This window comes from Bradyrhizobium sp. AZCC 1577, from assembly GCF_036924575.1.
Lineage (GTDB): Bacteria > Pseudomonadota > Alphaproteobacteria > Rhizobiales > Xanthobacteraceae > Bradyrhizobium.
Genome location: NZ_JAZHRQ010000001.1, coordinates 1,425,229 through 1,441,992 on the forward strand (window position 1 = coordinate 1,425,229; position 16,764 = coordinate 1,441,992).

General features: G+C 62.8%; 19 protein-coding genes. 16 read left to right on the top strand and 3 right to left on the bottom strand.

The genetic code is table 11. The features are described 5' to 3' along the window. The first annotated feature begins 10 nt into the window (after positions 1-10). Complete coding sequence (locus tag V1278_RS06570; RefSeq protein ID WP_334365198.1) at positions 11-550, top strand: TadE/TadG family type IV pilus assembly protein; 540 nt, start codon at positions 11-13, stop codon at positions 548-550. Positions 551-780: 230 nt separating this feature from the next. Further along, positions 781-1,143: a hypothetical protein gene (locus V1278_RS06575; RefSeq protein WP_334384335.1), complete on the top strand. Its 363-nt coding sequence runs from the start codon at positions 781-783 to the stop codon at positions 1,141-1,143. A gap of 128 nt (positions 1,144-1,271) precedes the next feature. Here V1278_RS06575 and V1278_RS06580 read toward each other — a convergent pair whose 3' ends face one another. The 3 genes from V1278_RS06580 to V1278_RS06590 all read right to left on the bottom strand — a co-directional run bounded on the left by V1278_RS06580 (position 1,272) and on the right by V1278_RS06590 (position 3,507). Then, positions 1,272-1,484: a cold-shock protein gene (locus tag V1278_RS06580; protein WP_002714433.1), complete on the bottom strand. Its 213-nt coding sequence runs from the start codon at positions 1,482-1,484 to the stop codon at positions 1,272-1,274. A gap of 269 nt (positions 1,485-1,753) precedes the next feature. Further along, entirely contained in the window at positions 1,754-2,041 is a 288-nt protein-coding gene (infA, locus tag V1278_RS06585) for a translation initiation factor IF-1 (protein WP_334365196.1), read from the bottom strand. A gap of 23 nt (positions 2,042-2,064) precedes the next feature. Continuing rightward, positions 2,065-3,507, bottom strand: a complete 1,443-nt coding sequence (locus tag V1278_RS06590) for a DEAD/DEAH box helicase (RefSeq protein WP_334380082.1) — start codon at positions 3,505-3,507, stop codon at positions 2,065-2,067. Positions 3,508-4,050: 543 nt separating this feature from the next. Here V1278_RS06590 and urtA point away from each other — a divergent pair. The 14 genes from urtA (at position 4,051) to ureG (ending at position 16,651) form a co-directional block, all read left to right on the top strand. Beyond that, positions 4,051-5,367, top strand: a complete 1,317-nt coding sequence (gene urtA, locus V1278_RS06595) for an urea ABC transporter substrate-binding protein (protein ID WP_334380083.1) — start codon at positions 4,051-4,053, stop codon at positions 5,365-5,367. Between the two features lie 129 nt (positions 5,368-5,496). Continuing rightward, a complete protein-coding gene (urtB, locus tag V1278_RS06600) occupies positions 5,497-7,167 on the top strand; it encodes an urea ABC transporter permease subunit UrtB (protein WP_442893680.1) in 1,671 nt (556 codons plus the stop codon). Then, positions 7,164-8,330 carry an urea ABC transporter permease subunit UrtC gene (urtC, locus tag V1278_RS06605; RefSeq protein ID WP_334365191.1) on the top strand — a complete coding sequence of 389 codons (1,167 nt, stop codon included), beginning with the start codon at positions 7,164-7,166 and terminating at the stop codon, positions 8,328-8,330. The genes urtB and urtC overlap by 4 nt, the downstream gene beginning before the upstream one ends. Positions 8,331-8,334: 4 nt before the next feature. Continuing rightward, complete coding sequence (urtD, locus tag V1278_RS06610; protein WP_334365190.1) at positions 8,335-9,096, top strand: urea ABC transporter ATP-binding protein UrtD; 762 nt, start codon at positions 8,335-8,337, stop codon at positions 9,094-9,096. 160 nt (positions 9,097-9,256) lie between these two features. Beyond that, a complete protein-coding gene (gene urtE, locus V1278_RS06615) occupies positions 9,257-9,952 on the top strand; it encodes an urea ABC transporter ATP-binding subunit UrtE (protein WP_334365189.1) in 696 nt (231 codons plus the stop codon). A 36-nt stretch (positions 9,953-9,988) separates the two neighbouring features. Continuing rightward, complete coding sequence (locus V1278_RS06620; RefSeq protein ID WP_334380085.1) at positions 9,989-10,825, top strand: urease accessory protein UreD; 837 nt, start codon at positions 9,989-9,991, stop codon at positions 10,823-10,825. A 40-nt stretch (positions 10,826-10,865) separates the two neighbouring features. Continuing rightward, positions 10,866-11,168, top strand: a complete 303-nt coding sequence (locus V1278_RS06625; RefSeq protein ID WP_028349318.1) for an urease subunit gamma — start codon at positions 10,866-10,868, stop codon at positions 11,166-11,168. Between the two features lie 9 nt (positions 11,169-11,177). Next, entirely contained in the window at positions 11,178-11,483 is a 306-nt protein-coding gene (locus tag V1278_RS06630) for an urease subunit beta (RefSeq protein ID WP_334380086.1), read from the top strand. A gap of 378 nt (positions 11,484-11,861) precedes the next feature. Continuing rightward, positions 11,862-12,317: an endonuclease domain-containing protein gene (locus tag V1278_RS06635; protein ID WP_334380087.1), complete on the top strand. Its 456-nt coding sequence runs from the start codon at positions 11,862-11,864 to the stop codon at positions 12,315-12,317. A 149-nt stretch (positions 12,318-12,466) separates the two neighbouring features. Beyond that, entirely contained in the window at positions 12,467-14,182 is a 1,716-nt protein-coding gene (gene ureC / locus V1278_RS06640) for an urease subunit alpha (RefSeq protein ID WP_334365186.1), read from the top strand. 46 nt (positions 14,183-14,228) lie between these two features. After that, positions 14,229-14,528, top strand: coding sequence for a putative quinol monooxygenase (locus V1278_RS06645; protein ID WP_028349315.1), 300 nt, complete (start codon positions 14,229-14,231; stop codon positions 14,526-14,528). Positions 14,529-14,579: 51 nt separating this feature from the next. Continuing rightward, positions 14,580-15,134 carry an urease accessory protein UreE gene (ureE, locus tag V1278_RS06650; RefSeq protein WP_334365185.1) on the top strand — a complete coding sequence of 185 codons (555 nt, stop codon included), beginning with the start codon at positions 14,580-14,582 and terminating at the stop codon, positions 15,132-15,134. After that, positions 15,115-15,852, top strand: a complete 738-nt coding sequence (locus tag V1278_RS06655; RefSeq protein WP_334369042.1) for an urease accessory protein UreF — start codon at positions 15,115-15,117, stop codon at positions 15,850-15,852. Before ureE ends, V1278_RS06655 begins: the two co-directional genes overlap by 20 nt. A gap of 166 nt (positions 15,853-16,018) precedes the next feature. After that, a complete protein-coding gene (gene ureG / locus V1278_RS06660; protein ID WP_334365184.1) occupies positions 16,019-16,651 on the top strand; it encodes an urease accessory protein UreG in 633 nt (210 codons plus the stop codon). Positions 16,652-16,764: the final 113 nt, after the last annotated feature.

The window sequence follows — 16,764 nt, forward strand, 5'->3', positions numbered from 1 at the left end:
GCCGCCTTCCATGGTTCCCAAGAAAAATATCCTGCGCCGGTTTCGTCACAACCGAAGGGGCTCGGCCGCCGTCGAGTTTGCGCTGGTTGGACCGATATTCTTTGCCGTTCTGTTCGCGATCATCGAGCTGGCGCTGGTATTCTTTGCCAGCCAGATTCTCGAGACCGTGACGCAGGACTCGGCGCGTCTGATCATGACCGGCCAGGCACAAAATGCGAAATTCACCCAGAGCCAGTTCAAGGACGCCGTTTGCGCCAAGCTCGTCGTGATGTTCGATTGCGAGAACGGAATCTCGATCGACGTGCAAAATTACCCCGCGTTTGACATCGTCGACGTCTCCGCCCCGATCGTCACCGACCCGAAAGACGGGAAGAAAAAATTCGTTCCTCCGAACAATTATCTCCCCGGCGGCCCCGGCGACATCGTCATGGTGCGGCTGTTCTACAAATGGCCGCTGTTCGTCACCAGCCTCGGCTTCGATATCTCGAATATCGACGGTAGCAAGCGGCTGTTGACGGCGACCGCCGCATTCCAGAACGAACCTTACTAGGACCAAAGGCGATGAACCGATGAGCACAATCTGGCTTCGCATGCGCCGCCGGGCGTTCGAACTGCTTGGCGACAACAGCGGTCTTGCAGCCGTCGAGTTCGCGATGATCATCCCGCTCATGGCAGCGCTGTTCATTGGTACCTACGAGTTCTCGGCCGGCTTCGCCATCAAACGCAAGGTGACGCTGATGGCGCGCACGCTATCGGACCTGACGTCCCAGAAACACCACGGTGAGCGATACGCAATTGACCAACTTCTTCAAAGCCAGCAAGGCGATCATGACTCCCTATTCGTCGGCGGAGGTGAAGGGGAAGATCACGGAGCTGTACTTCGATCCCGATACCAAGAAGGCGCGGGTGCAGTGGAGCGAGGGTATCGAACCGCATAAGGCAGGAGACATCATCGACATCCCGGAGGCGCTCCGGATCCCCGGCACCTACCTGATCCTAAGCGAGGTCAGCTATAACTACATCCCGAGCGTCGCCTGGTTCATCAATAAGCAGGACGGCATGGAGCTGAAAGACTACAGCCTCACCCGTCCGCGCCAGGGACTTTGCGTGATGTACAAGACCTCGGACTGCACCAAGACGTGAGGCGGCTGCGCCCGATCGGATGGCTGCATCGAAAAGGATCGCAAAGAAAAAGGCCGCGCCATTGGCGCGGCCTTTTGATTTATTCAGGAGCGGTCTTCGGGACGCTGTCGCGTGCGCCCGAAAATCGCTTATCCGGCGGCGCGCAGATTGTCGGCCGAAGATTTGCCAGAGCGGCGATCTGCCACGATTTCGTAGGAGATCTTCTGGCCTTCACGCAACGTTCCGAGGCCGGCACGCTCGACAGCGCTGATGTGCACGAACACGTCATTGCCGCCGTCATCCGGCTGGATGAAGCCATAGCCCTTGGTAGCGTTAAACCACTTCACGGTTCCCATGCTCACGGGGGTAGTCCCTTCTCAGATAGACAAGTCGTAGCCCACCTTTCGATGGGCTGGTGAGATCGAATTTTTGGAAGGGTCGTCAGCGTCTAAACCGGCTGTACCGGTGGATAGCTAATGTCGTCCGGCCGAAAATCGATACCTAATATTATTCGATAGTAGGGTTCAAAACAATCCTGACGTGCGATTTTTTGATTCGGGGCGGCCAGCCGCCCTCGCTCGCGCGCGACGCAGTCGCGTCGGGCGCGATTTCGAGGGCGTTTACGATCTGTTTACCGGCGGCGGAACTGGCCGCCGCGCGGCGGCGCACCACGCGGGGCGCCCGATGTCGACGGACGCTCGTCCTTGTGTCGGAAGATCAGGCGACCCTTCTCCAGATCATACGGCGACATCTCGATCGTCACGCGATCGCCTGCCAGCGTCTTGATCCGGTTCTTCTTCATCTTGCCTGCGGTATAGGCAACAATCTCGTGTCCGGCATCGAGCTGCACGCGATAGCGCGCGTCGGGGAGAATTTCGGTCACCAGTCCTTCGAACTGGATCAGCTCTTCTTTAGCCATGGTGGTCTCCAGGTCGATCGAGGCTAGCGCTGCGGTCGGTGGTTACGGTTCGGTTGATTATTCGGACGGCTCTCGCGATGCAAGAAGGCGACGCCTTGAATGCCTTCGCTTTGGCCGGCCTGACTCTTGCCGGCCTGCTGGGCCGGACGCGGCGCTTCATGCCTGTTCGGCTGCTGCGCATTATTACCACCACCGCGGCGGCGTCGGCGAGGGCCTTTTGCGCTTGGGGCCGGTTCATGGGAACGGCTAGCATGGACGCGTGTTCCAGGCCGTCCGCCCCGGTGCTGGGCGGGGGCCGGCGCCGCATCACGGTGGCCCGGCGTCCTGCGGTCTTCCCGCGGCAGCGCGATGCGAATCAGCCGCTCGATGTCGCGCAGATAGCCCATTTCCTCGGCGCCCGCGATCAGCGAGATCGCCACGCCCTCGGCGCCGGCGCGCGCGGTGCGGCCGATGCGGTGGACGTAGGTTTCGGGAACATTGGGCAGGTCGAAATTCACGACATGGCTGATGCCGTCGACATCGATGCCGCGGGCGGCAATGTCGGTGGCGACCAACGTGCGGATCTCGCCGGAGCGGAACGCCGCCAGCACGCGTTCCCGGTGGTTCTGCGACTTGTTGCCGTGAATGGCATTGGCTTCGATACCGGCCTTGGCCAGCACCTTCACCACCTTGTCGGCGCCGTGCTTGGTGCGGGTGAAGACCAGCGCGCGGTCGACCGGTTCCTGCTTCAAAAGCTGCGCCAGCACCGCCGGCTTGGCCGCGAAATCGACCTGGATGATGCGCTGGGTGATCCGCTCGGCCGTCGAGGCCACCGGCGTCACCGCCACCCGCGCGGGGTCGCGCAGCATGGATTCGGCGAGTTCCGCGATATCCTTCGGCATGGTGGCCGAGAAGAACAGCGTTTGCCGCTTGATCGGGAGTTTCGCGACGACTTTGCGGATGTCGTTGATGAAGCCCATGTCGAGCATACGGTCGGCTTCGTCGAGCACCAGGAACTCGACCTGGTTCAGCTTCAGCCCGTTGCTCTGGACGAGATCGAGCAGACGGCCGGGGGTCGCCACCATTACTTCGACACCCTGCATGACCGAGCGGACCTGGCGGCCCATCGGCACGCCGCCGATCGCCAGCGCCGAGGTCAGGCGGATGTGGCGGCCATAGGCGTTGAAGCTGTCGAGGATCTGGCCTGACAGCTCGCGGGTCGGCGAAAGCACCAGCACGCGGCAGCTCTTCGGCTGTGGCCGGATGCGGTTCTCCAGGATCCGGTGCAGGATCGGCAGCGCAAACGCCGCGGTCTTGCCGGTGCCGGTCTGAGCGATGCCGACGACGTCACGGCCGGTCAATGCGATGGGAATGGTCTGGGCCTGGATGGGCGTGGGCGTGTGGTAATTTTCTTCCTTGAGCGCACGCGAGATGGGATCGGCAAGGCCGAAATCCTGAAAGGAGGTCAAAAGGGTGGTTCTTTCCATTAAAAAAGGCAGGCGCCCGGCGATGTCAGCCAGGAGCGCGCGAGTGTGTCAGAGACACCCGCGTGTTTGGGGCGTCGGTTTTGCTAGCTGAAGGGGGCAAGCCAGAAACCGCAAAACGGGATCAGAACACGCGGCTCGCAGGGACCTGATGATTCTCTAGGTCACGACAGTCATATGGAGCACCTGTGCGCCGCTTTCAAGGTAAATTCGGCGCGCCTCGCCAGCTCGGTTAAAAGAAACCGATCGGCCAGATCGCGCCGTGCCGCGCGGCCAGCCCAAACGATCAAAATTCATGCAAGAAATTTAGCCAAATTGCGGCATTTGCACAAAAAGTAGATGGTTTGCCGCCAAAGCATACATTTGCGCTGTCTAATAAGTAGGCAGATTTCTCGCCGGCGGTTTTCGCATAGCCGGAATTTCCAAGCGATTATAGGAGTTTATCCGGCCATCGAGCGATGGCATGGTTCTTGCGATTCCCTTAAACGCAGGCGGCCGTGGGGCCGTTCGCAGCGTTCAACGCCTGCGTCAGGGAGATGACATTTCATGCTTACAAAATTGACTCACGATATAGCGACGCTGAGCCGCCGCCGCTGGCTAGCGGCCACTGCCGGCCTGGTTTTGGGTCTGGCTGCGTTCTCGAACGCCAAGGCGCAGGAGACCATCAAGATCGGCGTCCTGCATTCTCTTTCCGGCACCATGGCCATCAGCGAAACCACGCTGAAGGACACCATTCTCTTCCTGATCGAGGAGCAGAACAAGAAGGGCGGCGTGCTCGGCAAAAAGCTTGAGCCTGTCGTCGTCGACCCCGCCTCGAACTGGCCGCTGTTTGCCGAAAAGGCGCGCGAGCTGATCACCAAGGACAAGGTTTCGGTCGTGTTCGGCTGCTGGACCTCGGTGTCGCGCAAGTCCGTGCTCCCGGTATTCAAGGAACTGAACTCGATCCTGTTCTACCCCGTGCAATACGAGGGCGAGGAGAGCGAGCGCAACGTGTTCTACACCGGTGCTGCGCCGAACCAGCAGGCGATTCCCGCCGTCGACTATTTGATGAAGGACGAGAAGGTGAAGCGCTGGGTGCTGGCCGGCACCGACTACGTCTATCCGCGCACCACCAACAAGATCCTCGAAGCCTACTTGAAGTCGAAGGGCGTCAAGCAGGAAGACATCATGATCAACTACACGCCGTTTGGTCATAGTGACTGGCAGACCATCGTGGCCGACATCAAGAAGTTCGGCTCCGCCGGCAAGAAGACCGCCGTGGTCTCCACCATCAACGGCGACGCCAACGTTCCCTTCTACAAGGAGCTCGGCAACCAGGGCATCAAAGCGACCGACATTCCGGTGGTCGCGTTCTCGGTCGGTGAAGAAGAACTCGCCGGCATCGACACCAAGCCGCTGCTCGGCCATCTCGCCGCCTGGAACTACTTCCAGTCGATCAAGTCGCCCGAGAACGAGAAGTTCATCAAGGCCTGGCAGGCCTACACCAAGAATCCGAAGCGCGTGACCAACGATCCGATGGAAGCGCACGTCATCGGCTTCGACATGTGGGTCAAGGCGGTCGAGAAGGTGAAGTCGACCGATCCGGATAAGGTGATCGACGCGCTGCCCGGCATCGAAGCCAAGAACCTGACCGGCGGCACCTCCAAGATGCTGCCTAACCATCACATCACCAAGCCGGTGTTCATCGGCGAAATCAAAGCCAACGGCCAGTTCGACGTGGTGTGGAAGACCCCGGGCCTTGTCGCTGGCGACGCCTGGTCGAAGGAGCTCGAGGGCTCCAAGGACCTGATCGGCGACTGGGTTGGCAAGAAGTGCGGCAACTACAACACCAAGACCAACAAGTGCGGCGGTCAGGGCTCCTGATCCCGATCTGATCCGATTGGATCATGATCCCGGTCTGATCCGACAGGATCATGACCCCGATCTGATCCGACAGAATCAGGATCGCCTGAGTTGCAATAAAGAACTTCCAAGAGTTCTTCGAAGAGAACGATGGGAGAAGGCGGCGCTGCCGCCGCCTTCTCCCCATACTCCTGCCGGGGTCGTATTGTGTCTGCCAAGTTCCTTGATCGCCTTCGCGCGCTTTTGCTCGCGATCCTTTTGGCTGCAGCCTTTGCGGCGCCGGCGCTGGCGGGCCCGTTCGATGACGCGGTCGCCAAGTTCGCCAACGACGATTTTTCCGATACCGATGAGGCGATCGGAGCGGTCGCGACCTCGGGCAATGCGCTGGCTTTCCCAATCATCAGTGCGCTGCAGGACGGAAGGCTGTCCGCCGATCCGGATACCAAGAAGGTTTTCATCACGCAGACCGACGGCAAGGTCATCGATGCCGCGACCGGCGCTGCCGTAGACAAGCTGCCGGACAATGCGGCTGCCGTGCGCCTCAACAACCGCTTGCGCCGCGCCGTCGAGGCCGCGCTCGGTGGGCTAACGCTGCTGTCACCCGATCCGGCCAAGCGGATTGCGGCGGCGCAATCGGTGTTCAAGAGCCATGAGGAGAGCGCGCTGCCCGTAATCGACGGCGCCCTGGCGAAAGAGACCAACAAGTCCGTCAAGGCCGCCTTCGCGGAAGCCCGCGCCGCCATCCTGCTTTACAAGTCTGACGCGACCGAGGTCGAGAAGCTCGAGGCGGTTGCCGTCGTCAAGGCGCGCGGCGATCAGGAGGCGATGGCGCTGCTGACGGGCTTGGGCAACGACCTGCCGCCCAATGTCGCGCGCGCCGCAGCCAGCGCGATCGCCTCGATCCAGAGCAATCTTGCGATGTGGTCGATGGTGCAGAACGCCTGGTACGGCCTGTCGCTGGGCTCGGTGCTGTTGCTGGCCGCGATCGGCCTCGCCATTACCTTCGGCGTCATGGGCGTCATCAACATGGCCCATGGCGAGATGGTGATGCTGGGCGCCTACACCACCTTCGTGGTGCAGGAAGTCATTCGCAGCAATTATCCCGGCCTGTTCGATTATTCGCTCTTGATCGCGGTGCCGCTGGCGTTCCTCGTCGCGGGCGCCGTCGGCGTAGCGATCGAGCGCGGCATCATCCGCTTCCTCTATGGCCGTCCGCTGGAAACGCTGCTCGCGACCTGGGGTCTGTCGCTGGTATTGCAGCAGGCCGTGCGCACCGCGTTCGGCCCCACCAACCGCGAGGTCGGCAATCCCTCCTGGATGAGCGGCGCGTTCGAGCTCGGGCAGATCACCATCACCTATAACCGGCTCTGGATCCTCTGCTTCACGCTCGCGGTGTTCGTCATCCTGCTCGCGATGCTGCGTTACACCGCGCTCGGGCTCGAGATGCGCGCGGTGACGCAGAACCGGCGCATGGCGGCTTCGATGGGCATCGCCACCTCGCGCGTCGATGCGCTGACCTTCGGCCTCGGCTCGGGGATCGCCGGGATTGCCGGCGTGGCGCTGTCGCAGATCGACAATGTCAGCCCCAATCTCGGCCAGAGCTACATCATCGACAGCTTCATGGTCGTCGTGTTCGGCGGCGTCGGCAATCTCTGGGGCACGCTGGTCGGCGCCTTCACGCTCGGCATCGCCAACAAGTTCCTGGAGCCGGTGGCCGGCGCCGTGCTCGGCAAGATCGCCATCCTGGTGCTGATTATCCTGTTCATCCAGAAGCGTCCGCGCGGCCTGTTCGCGCTGAAGGGCCGGGCGGTGGAAGCATGACGCCGCATATCCTCACGCGCTCGCTCGATCGCAGCGCCACCGTCTTCCTGGTGGTGGTCGCCGGCCTCGGCGTGCTGATCCCGCTCTCCAATCTCCTGCTGCCTGCAGGCTCGGCGCTGCAAGTGCCGACCTATCTGGTCGCGCTGTTCGGCAAATACGCCTGCTACGCCATTTTGGCGCTCTCAATCGACCTGATCTGGGGCTATTGCGGCATTCTCTCGCTCGGCCACGGCGCGTTCTTCGCGCTCGGCGGCTACGCCATGGGCATGTACCTGATGCGCCAGATCGGCAGCCGCGGCGTCTACGGCAATCCGATCCTGCCCGACTTCATGGTGTTTCTGAACTATCCGGCGCTGCCCTGGTACTGGCACGGCTTTGATATGTTCTGGTTTGCGGCGCTGATGGTCGTTCTTGTTCCCGGCCTGCTCGCGTTCTGCTTCGGCTGGCTGGCGTTCCGCTCCCGCGTCACCGGCGTCTATCTCTCGATCATCACCCAGGCCATGACCTATGCGCTGCTGCTGGCGTTCTTCCGCAACGATTTCGGCTTTGGCGGCAATAACGGCCTGACCGACTTCAAGGACATCCTCGGCTTCAACGTGCAGGCCGACGGCACCCGCGCCGCTCTGTTCGCGCTGAGCTGCCTGGCGCTGATCGTGGCCTTCCTGATCTGCCGGGCGGTCGTGACGTCGAAGCTCGGCAAGGTCTTGATTGCAATCCGCGACGCCGAGTCCCGCACCCGTTTCCTCGGCTACCGCGTCGAGTCCTACAAGCTGTTCGTGTTCACGCTGTCGGCCTGCATGGCCGGCGTTGCCGGCGCGCTCTACGTGCCGCAGGTCGGCATCATCAATCCGAGCGAATTTGCACCGGGCAACTCCATCGAAGCGGTGATCTGGGTCGCCGTCGGCGGCCGCGGCACGCTGGTGGGCGCCGCGCTTGGCGCTGTCGTCGTCAACTACGCAAAAACCTACTTCACCTCAGGCCCGCTGGCGCCGTACTGGCTGTTCATGCTGGGCGCGCTGTTCATCCTGGTGACGCTGCTGCTGCCAAAGGGGATCGTCGGCACCTTCAACGCCTGGCGGGAGTCCCGGAAGGCAGCCGAGAAAGCCAATGCCGAAAGCGCTGCGCTCGAAGACGGCGTCGGCGAACCGAAGCCGGCGGAGTGAGCGCATGAGTGTCATGGAGGGAAGGACCACTTCGGCGCTGCTCTACCTCGACGGCGTGCATGTCTCGTTCGACGGCTTTCACGCCATCAACAATCTGTCGCTCACCCTGGAGCCAGGCGAGATGCGCGCCATCATCGGCCCGAACGGCGCCGGCAAGACCACGATGATGGACATCATCACCGGCAAGACCAAGCCGGACGAAGGAACAGTGCTGTTCGATGGCATGACCGACCTGACGCGGCTGGACGAGACCCATATCGCCGAACTCGGCATTGGCCGCAAATTCCAGAAGCCGACGGTGTTCGAGAGCCAGACCATCGAGGACAATCTGTTGCTGGCGCTCAATGTCGATCACAGCGTCAGGGGCACGCTGTTCTGGCGCGGCAGCAGGGATGAATCCGAGCGGATCGACCGCGTGCTCGAGACCATCCGCCTGACCGATGCGCGCAACCGTCTTGCGGGCAGCCTGTCACATGGCCAGAAGCAGTGGCTGGAGATCGGCATGCTGCTGGCACAGGACCCAAAACTGCTGCTGGTCGACGAGCCGGTCGCGGGCATGACCGACGTCGAGACGCATCAGACCGCCGAGCTTCTGAAGGAAATCAACAAGGAAAAGACCGTTATGGTCGTCGAGCACGACATGACCTTTGTGCGCGAACTCGGCGTCAAGGTCACCTGCCTGCACGAAGGCACGGTGCTGGCGGAGGGGAGCATCGATCAGGTTTCGTCGAATGAGCGCGTGATCGAAGTGTATCTGGGAAGATAGGCGTGGAAGCAAATACTCAGTTTCGTGTCCCGGGCACAGCGCAGCATGAGCGCAGCGAAATGGTGCGCTGTAGACCCGGGACCCACTCTGGGTCCCGCATCTGCGGTGCATCACTGCGTGCTGCACCGCGCGCGGGACACGGGATGGGAAGGCCGAGGGCATGCTGAAGGTCGACAACATCAATCTCTACTACGGCGCGGCGCAAGCCCTGCGCGGCGTCTCGCTGTCCGCCGAGCCCGGCAAGGTGACGTGCGTGCTGGGCCGCAACGGCGTCGGCAAGACCTCGCTGCTGCGCGCGATGGTCGGCCAGTATCCGATCGCCAGTGGCTCGATCGCGCTTGATGGTCACGATATCACCGGTCTGAAACCTTATGAACGCGCCCGGCGCGGCATCGGCTTCGTGCCGCAGGGCCGCGAAATTTTTCCGCTGCTCACGGTTGAGGAAAATCTCAAGACCGGTTTCGGGCCGCTCAAGCGCGAGGATCGCCATATCCCCGACGACGTGTTTTCACTGTTTCCGGTGCTGAATACGATGCTGGGGCGGCGCGGCGGCGATCTCTCCGGCGGCCAACAGCAGCAGCTCGCGATCGGCCGTGCGCTGGTGATGCGGCCGAGACTGTTGCTATTGGACGAGCCGACCGAAGGCATTCAGCCCTCGATCATCAAGGACATCGGCCGCGCGATCTCTTACCTGCGCAGCCTCGGCAACATCGCGATCGTGCTGGTCGAACAATATCTCGACTTTGCCTGCGAGCTCGGCGACAATTTCGCGGTCATGGACCGCGGCGCCGTGAAATATGCCTGCGACCGCGCCAATCTCGATCCCGCGGAGATCAGTCGCCAGATGGCGCTGTAACGTTTTCGAGCGCGGCATACACCGTTTGGGGGACGGATGCGGACCGATATCACGCGCGCGGCTTCAGCAACGTTCGCTGCCAACCGGGCCCAGGGCGCGGTGCGGTTCGGCGTGCATCTGCAGGATGGCGTCACCCGCCGCGGCGACTTGCATGAATCCGGCTCGCTGCGCGTGCGCTTTCCTTCACCTGAAACAGAGGGCCTGTCGGGCGTGTTCGTCAACACCGCCGGCGGTATTGCCGGCGGCGACCGTTTCGACATCGACATCGGGGCAGGCGAGGGCGCCCGGCTGACGCTGACGACGGCGGCGGCTGAAAAGGTCTATCGCGCCCCCGGTCCCGCCGCGCAGCTCGGCATCGCCCTGAAGGCGGAAGCGGGCGCGCAGCTCGCCTGGCTGCCGCAGGAGACCATCCTGTTTGACCGTGCTCGGATTATCCGCCGCATCGACATCGACCTGGCCGAAGACGCCTCGCTTCTGCTCTGCGAAATCGTCGTGTTCGGCCGCGCCGCGATGGGTGAAACGATGCGGCACGGCGAGTTCGTCGACCGCTGGCGCCTGCGCCGCGGCGGCAAGCTGGTGTTCGCGGAGACCATCCGGCTGGACGGCGACATCGGCGCAAAGCTGGCGCGGCCGGCCGTGGCCAATGGCGGCGTTGCCATCGGCACCGCGCTGATCGTGCCCGGCGATGAGGCAGTCGTGGAGCGCATCCGCGAAGCCTCGGAAACGTTCGTCGGCGAGGTCGGCATCTCCTGCTGGAATGGATTTGCAATGGCGCGCTTCTGTGCCCAAGATGCCGCCCGGCTCCGCGCCGACATGATGACGGTGCTCGGCCGCGCCAGCGCCGCAGCGCTACCAAGACTTTGGCTTAATTAACCGCTGTGGCTCAATTAGAGACAATCACCAGAGTGCCCGCATGAATCTCTCCCCCCGCGAAAAGGACAAGCTCTTGATCTCGATGGCGGCCATGGTGGCGCGCCGCAGGCTCGAGCGCGGCGTCAAGCTCAACCACCCCGAGGCGGTGGCCATCATCTCCGACTTCATCGTCGAAGGCGCCCGCGACGGCCGCACTGTCGCCGAACTGATGCAGGCCGGCGCCCAGGTCCTGACCCGCGCGCAGGTGATGGATGGCATTCCCGAAATGATCCACGACATCCAGGTCGAAGCGACATTTCCGGATGGTACCAAGCTCGTCACCGTGCATGAACCGATCAGATAGGAGCACCGCATGATCCCCGGCGAACGCTTCATCAAGGACGGCGAGATCGAACTCAACGCCGGCCGCAAGACGGTGACGCTCACCGTCGCCAATACCGGCGACCGCCCGATCCAGGTCGGCTCGCACTATCACTTCTTCGAAACCAACCCCGCACTGAAATTCGACCGCAAGAAATCCCGCGGCATGCGCCTCGACATCGCCGCCGGCACCGCGGTGCGCTTCGAGCCGGGGCAAACGCGTGATGTGCAACTCGTGGCGCTTGCCGGCAAACGCACCATCTACGGCTTCCGCGGTGAGGTGATGGGGAAGCTGTGATTTGCAGGGACACGCTGTGATCGCTCGTGAGGTGAGCACGTGGGTAGGGCTCCCTCCCCCCTTGCGGGGGAGGGTTGGGGAGAGGGGGTATGCCGCGGGCTCGGACCGGAGAGAGTCGTCGCGGTGCGAACCAAACTCGAAACGCGGTCGACAGCCTCGCTGCCGCGATTCGGCAGGCAGCGGAGCAAGCGGCACCCCTCTCCCTAACCCTCTCCCGCAAGGGGAGAGGGAACCCATCCGCCGGTGCCTCCCTGACTCGTGCCAATCACATCGGGGATAGCCATGATGCGACGTGAGGAGAGCACGCTAACCGGGCTCCCTCCCCCCTTGCGGGGTCCGAGGCGAGCGAAGCTCGCTCTCGAGGCTGGGGAGAGGGGTATGCCACACGACGAGGTAAGCAAGGTTCAGCGCGATCGCGCCAAGCGTTTAAGGCGCGAGATGACTCGTGCGGAGACGTTGCTATGGCGCCATCTAAAAGCGAAACGGCTCGCAGGGCTAGGATTTCGCCGCCAAGTCCCGATGGGCAATTACATCGCGGATTTCGCTGCTCACTCTTGCAAGCTCGTCATTGAGGTCGATGGCGAGAGCCACGATTTTGAGGAGCGCATTCGACACGATGCCGCACGCGATCGAGGGTTTGAGTCGCGCGGCTATCGTGTGCTGCGTTTCACGAACGACGACGTGATGAAAAATCTTGAGGGCGTGGTTCTCACGATCGCGGAGGCAGCGGAGCAAGCGGCACCCCGCTCCCTAACCCTCTCCCGCAAGGGGAGAGGGAACCCTTCCGCCGATGGGTCCCTCACTCGTGCTCCTGATTTCCGGGAGGAGGAGTGATGCACTGTGTGGGACCTTCGACTCGAAGTGAGGTGAGCACACTCTTCAGGCTCCCTCTCCCCTTGCGGGAGAGGGTTGGGGAGAGGGGTGGCCCCGAGTCGCCATGCCTGCAATTGGCACCAATTCAGATCTAGAGCCTGGAGTCCGTCATGTCCGTGAAAATCAAACGTAGCGTCTATGCCGACATGTTCGGGCCGACCACCGGCGACAGAGTGCGGCTGGCCGATACCGATCTCATCATCGAGGTTGAAAAAGACTTCACCACTTATGGCGAGGAGGTGAAGTTCGGCGGCGGCAAGGTGATCCGCGACGGCATGGGACAATCGCAAGTCACCAACCGGCAGGGTGCGGCCGATACCGTCATCACCAATGCGCTGATCGTCGACCACTGGGGTATCGTGAAAGCCGACGTCGCGATCAAGGAGGGCATGATCGCGGCGATCGGCAAGGCCGGCAATCCCGATATCCAGCCCGGCGTCACCATCATCATCGGTCCCGGCACCGACGTCATCGCCGGCGAAGGGAAAATTCTCACCGCGGGCGGCTTCGACAGCCACATCCATTTCATCTGCCCGCAGCAGATCGAGCATGCGTTGATGAGTGGCGTCACCTCGATGCTCGGCGGCGGCACCGGGCCCTCGCACGGCACCTTTGCGACCACCTGCACGCCCGGCCCCTGGCACATGGCGCGGATGATCCAGTCGTTCGACGCCTTCCCGGTCAATCTCGGCATATCAGGCAAGGGCAATGCCGCGCGTCCCGCTGCGCTGGTCGAGATGATCAGGGCCGGCGCCTGCGCGCTGAAGCTGCACGAGGATTGGGGTACCACGCCGGCGGCGATCGACAATTGTCTCGCCGTCGCCGACGATTACGACGTCCAGGTGATGCTGCATTCGGACACGCTGAACGAATCCGGCTTCGTTGAGGACACGATGAAAGCCTTCAAGGGCCGCACGATCCATGCCTTCCACACCGAAGGCGCCGGCGGCGGTCATGCGCCTGACATCATCAAGATTGCCGGCTTGAAGAACGTGCTGCCGTCCTCGACCAACCCGACGCGCCCTTTTACGCGCAACACGATCGACGAGCATTTGGACATGCTGATGGTGTGCCACCATCTCGATCCTTCGATCGCCGAAGACCTGGCCTTCGCCGAGAGCCGCATCCGGAAGGAAACCATTGCGGCGGAAGATATCCTGCACGATCTCGGCGCGCTCTCGATGATGTCGTCGGATTCGCAGGCGATGGGTCGGCTCGGCGAAGTCATCATCCGCACCTGGCAGACCGCCGACAAGATGAAGAAGCAGCGCGGCGCGCTGGCCGAGGACAAGGGCAACGACAACGACAATTTCCGCGTCAAGCGCTACATCGCCAAATACACCATCAACCCCGCGATCGCGCATGGCGTCTCGAAACTGATCGGCTCGGTGGAGAAGGGCAAGCTGGCCGACCTCGTGCTGTGGCAGCCGGCCTTCTTTGGCGTCAAGCCGGATTGCATCATCAAGGGCGGGTCGATCGTGGCGGCGCCGATGGGCGATCCGAACGCCTCGATCCCGACGCCGCAGCCGGTGCATTACCAGCCGATGTTCGCCGCCTTCGGCAAGTCGCTGACCGCATCTTCAGTGGTGTTCACCTCGAAGGCCGCCATTACCGGCGGGCTGGCGCGCAAGCTCGGCATTGCCAAGACGCTCTACCCGGTGAAAAACACCCGCGGCGGCATTTCCAAGAAGAGCATGATCCACAACGGCGCGACGCCCAAGATCGAGGTCGATGCCGAGACCTATGAGGTGCGCGCAGACGGCGAGCTTCTGACATGCGCGCCCGCCGAGGTCCTGCCCATGGCGCAGAGGTATTTCATGTTCTAAGGTCTGGCCCGAAACGTTAGTCTGAACAAAAGTCCGGGAGGATCTAGTGATCTACGTCGTTGCCACGCTGACCATCAAGCCCGAAACGCGCGCCGATTTCATCGCCGCCGCCACCGCCTGCATCAAGGAAACCCGAAAAGAGCCGGGCAATATCGCCTACGACCTGCATGAGAGCGTCACCGATCCCTCGAAAATGGTGTTCGTCGAGCAGTGGGAGAATGCCGAGGCGCTGGTGCCGCATCGTGGCGCCGAACACATGAAGACCTTCGGTCGCGTGGCCGTGAAATGCATGTCGGCTCCGCCGAAGATCGAAGTGATCACGCCCGAAAAGGTCGAGACCCGCTAGCAAGAAAAGCCAACGGGAGACAAATTGTGGAGAAGCTTTGAGGCCCACGTCATGATCCGCGCGACCAAAGTCCTGGGCCAGCATCGCTGGACACAAGCAGCCGCCGATACCGTCGTGCTCGATTTCGACGACCGGCACCGGCGGCGGATGGCGATGACGGGAACGCGCGGGCTCGAATTCCTGCTCGACCTGGAGAGTGCGGTGGCGCTGCGCGGCGGTGACGCGCTGGTGCTGGAGGACGGCAGGCTGATCGAGGTGGTCGCGGCCGCCGAGCCCCTGATCGAGATCCGGGGTGTCGATCCCTTGCATCTGGTCCGCATCGCCTGGCATCTCGGCAACCGCCACCTGCCGACGCAGATCATGCCGAAGGGCTTGCGCATCCGCCGCGATCACGTCATCGAGGCGATGGTGAAGGGGCTGGGTGCGCGCATCATCGAGATCGAGGCGCCGTTCGATCCCGAGGGCGGCGCCTATGCTCAGGCTTCGCATGATCATGCCGCGCACCACCACGGCCATGATCATCACCATCATGATGATCATGCGCACCATCACCATCACGACGAACATTGCGACCACGATCATTCCCATGCTCATGACCACAAGTGAGCCTGCGCCAGCCGACGCGAGCAGCGGAATGAATGCGGAGGAGTCAGCGGCGCTGTACCGGCTGATGACCTGGCTGTCGCCGTCCTTCCCGGTCGGTGCATTCTCCTATTCCAGCGGCATCGAATGGGCGGTGGAGGCGGGCGATATCACCGACGCCGCATCGCTGCGCGACTGGCTGGCCGCGATGCTGGTTGACGGTTCTGGCTTCTGCGACGCCGTGTTTCTGGCGCAGGCGTATCGCGCCGCGTCCGTGCGGGACGCCACGGCGTTGCGCGAGGTTGCCGAACTCGCGGCTGCCTTCGTGCCCTCGCGCGAGCGTCAGCTCGAGACGACGACGCAGGGCCGCGCCTTCATCGATATCGCGCGCGCCGCCTGGACCCGCGACGGGCTCGACAGCATGGTTGCTGCGAGCGGCAGCGCGATCGTTTATCCCGTCGCGGTTGGCGTCGTCAGCGCCACCCATGCCGTTCCGCTTCCGCCGGCAATGCATGCCTTCCTGCATGCCGTGGTGTCGAACTGGATTTCCGCAGGCGCGCGCCTCGTGCCGCTCGGGCAAACCGACAGCCAGCGCATTCTCGCGAGCCTGGAGACTGAGGTCGCGGCAACGGCGAAGCGCGCGCTCGCCGGCTCGCTCGACGATCTCGGCAGCGCCACCTTCCGCGCCGATCTCGCCAGCCTCCGCCACGAGGCGCAGTATACGCGGCTGTTCCGGTCGTGACTGCGCGCCCCGCTCTCCACCCGTCGTCCCCGCGAACGCGGGGGACCCACAACCACAAATGTTCGTGGCTATGCCGGGTTGGAGCTCCAGTCTGCTACAACAATCAAATTCAGTGGCTATGGGTCCCTGCGTTCGCAGGGACGACGAAACCGAAAGAGTGCATAACATGGCAACCTCTCACGGCCCGCTTCGGATCGGCGTCGGCGGTCCTGTCGGCTCCGGCAAGACCGCGCTGATGGACCTGCTCTGCAAGTCGATGCGCGAGCACTACGACATCGCCGCCATCACCAACGACATCTACACCAAATGGGACGCCGAATTCCTGGTGCGCTCGGGCTCGCTGACACCGGACCGCATCGCCGGCGTCGAGACCGGCGGCTGCCCGCACACCGCGATCCGCGAGGACGCCTCGATGAATCTCGCGGCGGTCGCCGACATGCGCGCGAAATTTCCCGATCTCGATCTGGTGCTGATCGAATCCGGTGGCGACAATCTTGCCGCGACGTTTTCTCCCGAACTCGCCGATCTCACGATCTACGTGATCGACGTTGCCGCCGGCGACAAGATTCCCTCCAAGGGCGGTCCCGGCATCACCCGATCGGACCTGCTCGTCATCAACAAGATCGACCTGGCGCCTTATGTCGGCGCGTCGCTGGAGAAGATGGAGGTGGACGCCAAGCGGATGCGCGGCGAGCGGCCGTTCGTGATGACCAATTTGAAGAAGAGCGAGGGGCTCGATCGCATCATCGGCTTCATCGAGACCAAGGGCGGCCTGCGCCCGGCCGCAAAGGCCAGGTAGGTCATGTAAGCTAGATGAACGGTCCAGCCGGGCGGGGCGGATAAGGGGCAGGCCCAGCGGCCCGGTGAGTCCCGTATTAAGATTAATATCCGGTCCGCCGCCGCAGCCCGCGG

Excerpts from the sequence above, each read along its gene's own strand:
- V1278_RS06630 (WP_334380086.1), top strand. The coding sequence starts at position 11,178 with ATGATCCCCGGCGAACGCTTCATCAAGGACGGCGAGATCGAACTCAAC.
- V1278_RS06635 (WP_334380087.1), top strand. The coding sequence starts at position 11,862 with ATGCCACACGACGAGGTAAGCAAGGTTCAGCGCGATCGCGCCAAGCGT.
- urtB (WP_442893680.1), top strand. The coding sequence starts at position 5,497 with ATGGGAGAAGGCGGCGCTGCCGCCGCCTTCTCCCCATACTCCTGCCGG.
- ureG (WP_334365184.1), top strand. The coding sequence starts at position 16,019 with ATGGCAACCTCTCACGGCCCGCTTCGGATCGGCGTCGGCGGTCCTGTC.
- urtA (WP_334380083.1), top strand. The coding sequence starts at position 4,051 with ATGCTTACAAAATTGACTCACGATATAGCGACGCTGAGCCGCCGCCGC.
- ureC (WP_334365186.1), top strand. The coding sequence starts at position 12,467 with ATGTCCGTGAAAATCAAACGTAGCGTCTATGCCGACATGTTCGGGCCG.
- urtC (WP_334365191.1), top strand. The coding sequence starts at position 7,164 with ATGACGCCGCATATCCTCACGCGCTCGCTCGATCGCAGCGCCACCGTC.
- ureE (WP_334365185.1), top strand. The coding sequence starts at position 14,580 with ATGATCCGCGCGACCAAAGTCCTGGGCCAGCATCGCTGGACACAAGCA.
- V1278_RS06590 (WP_334380082.1), bottom strand. The coding sequence starts at position 3,507 with ATGGAAAGAACCACCCTTTTGACCTCCTTTCAGGATTTCGGCCTTGCC.
- infA (WP_334365196.1), bottom strand. The coding sequence starts at position 2,041 with ATGGCTAAAGAAGAGCTGATCCAGTTCGAAGGACTGGTGACCGAAATT.
- V1278_RS06620 (WP_334380085.1), top strand. The coding sequence starts at position 9,989 with ATGCGGACCGATATCACGCGCGCGGCTTCAGCAACGTTCGCTGCCAAC.
- V1278_RS06625 (WP_028349318.1), top strand. The coding sequence starts at position 10,866 with ATGAATCTCTCCCCCCGCGAAAAGGACAAGCTCTTGATCTCGATGGCG.
- V1278_RS06655 (WP_334369042.1), top strand. The coding sequence starts at position 15,115 with ATGCTCATGACCACAAGTGAGCCTGCGCCAGCCGACGCGAGCAGCGGA.
- urtD (WP_334365190.1), top strand. The coding sequence starts at position 8,335 with ATGAGTGTCATGGAGGGAAGGACCACTTCGGCGCTGCTCTACCTCGAC.
- V1278_RS06570 (WP_334365198.1), top strand. The coding sequence starts at position 11 with ATGGTTCCCAAGAAAAATATCCTGCGCCGGTTTCGTCACAACCGAAGG.
- urtE (WP_334365189.1), top strand. The coding sequence starts at position 9,257 with ATGCTGAAGGTCGACAACATCAATCTCTACTACGGCGCGGCGCAAGCC.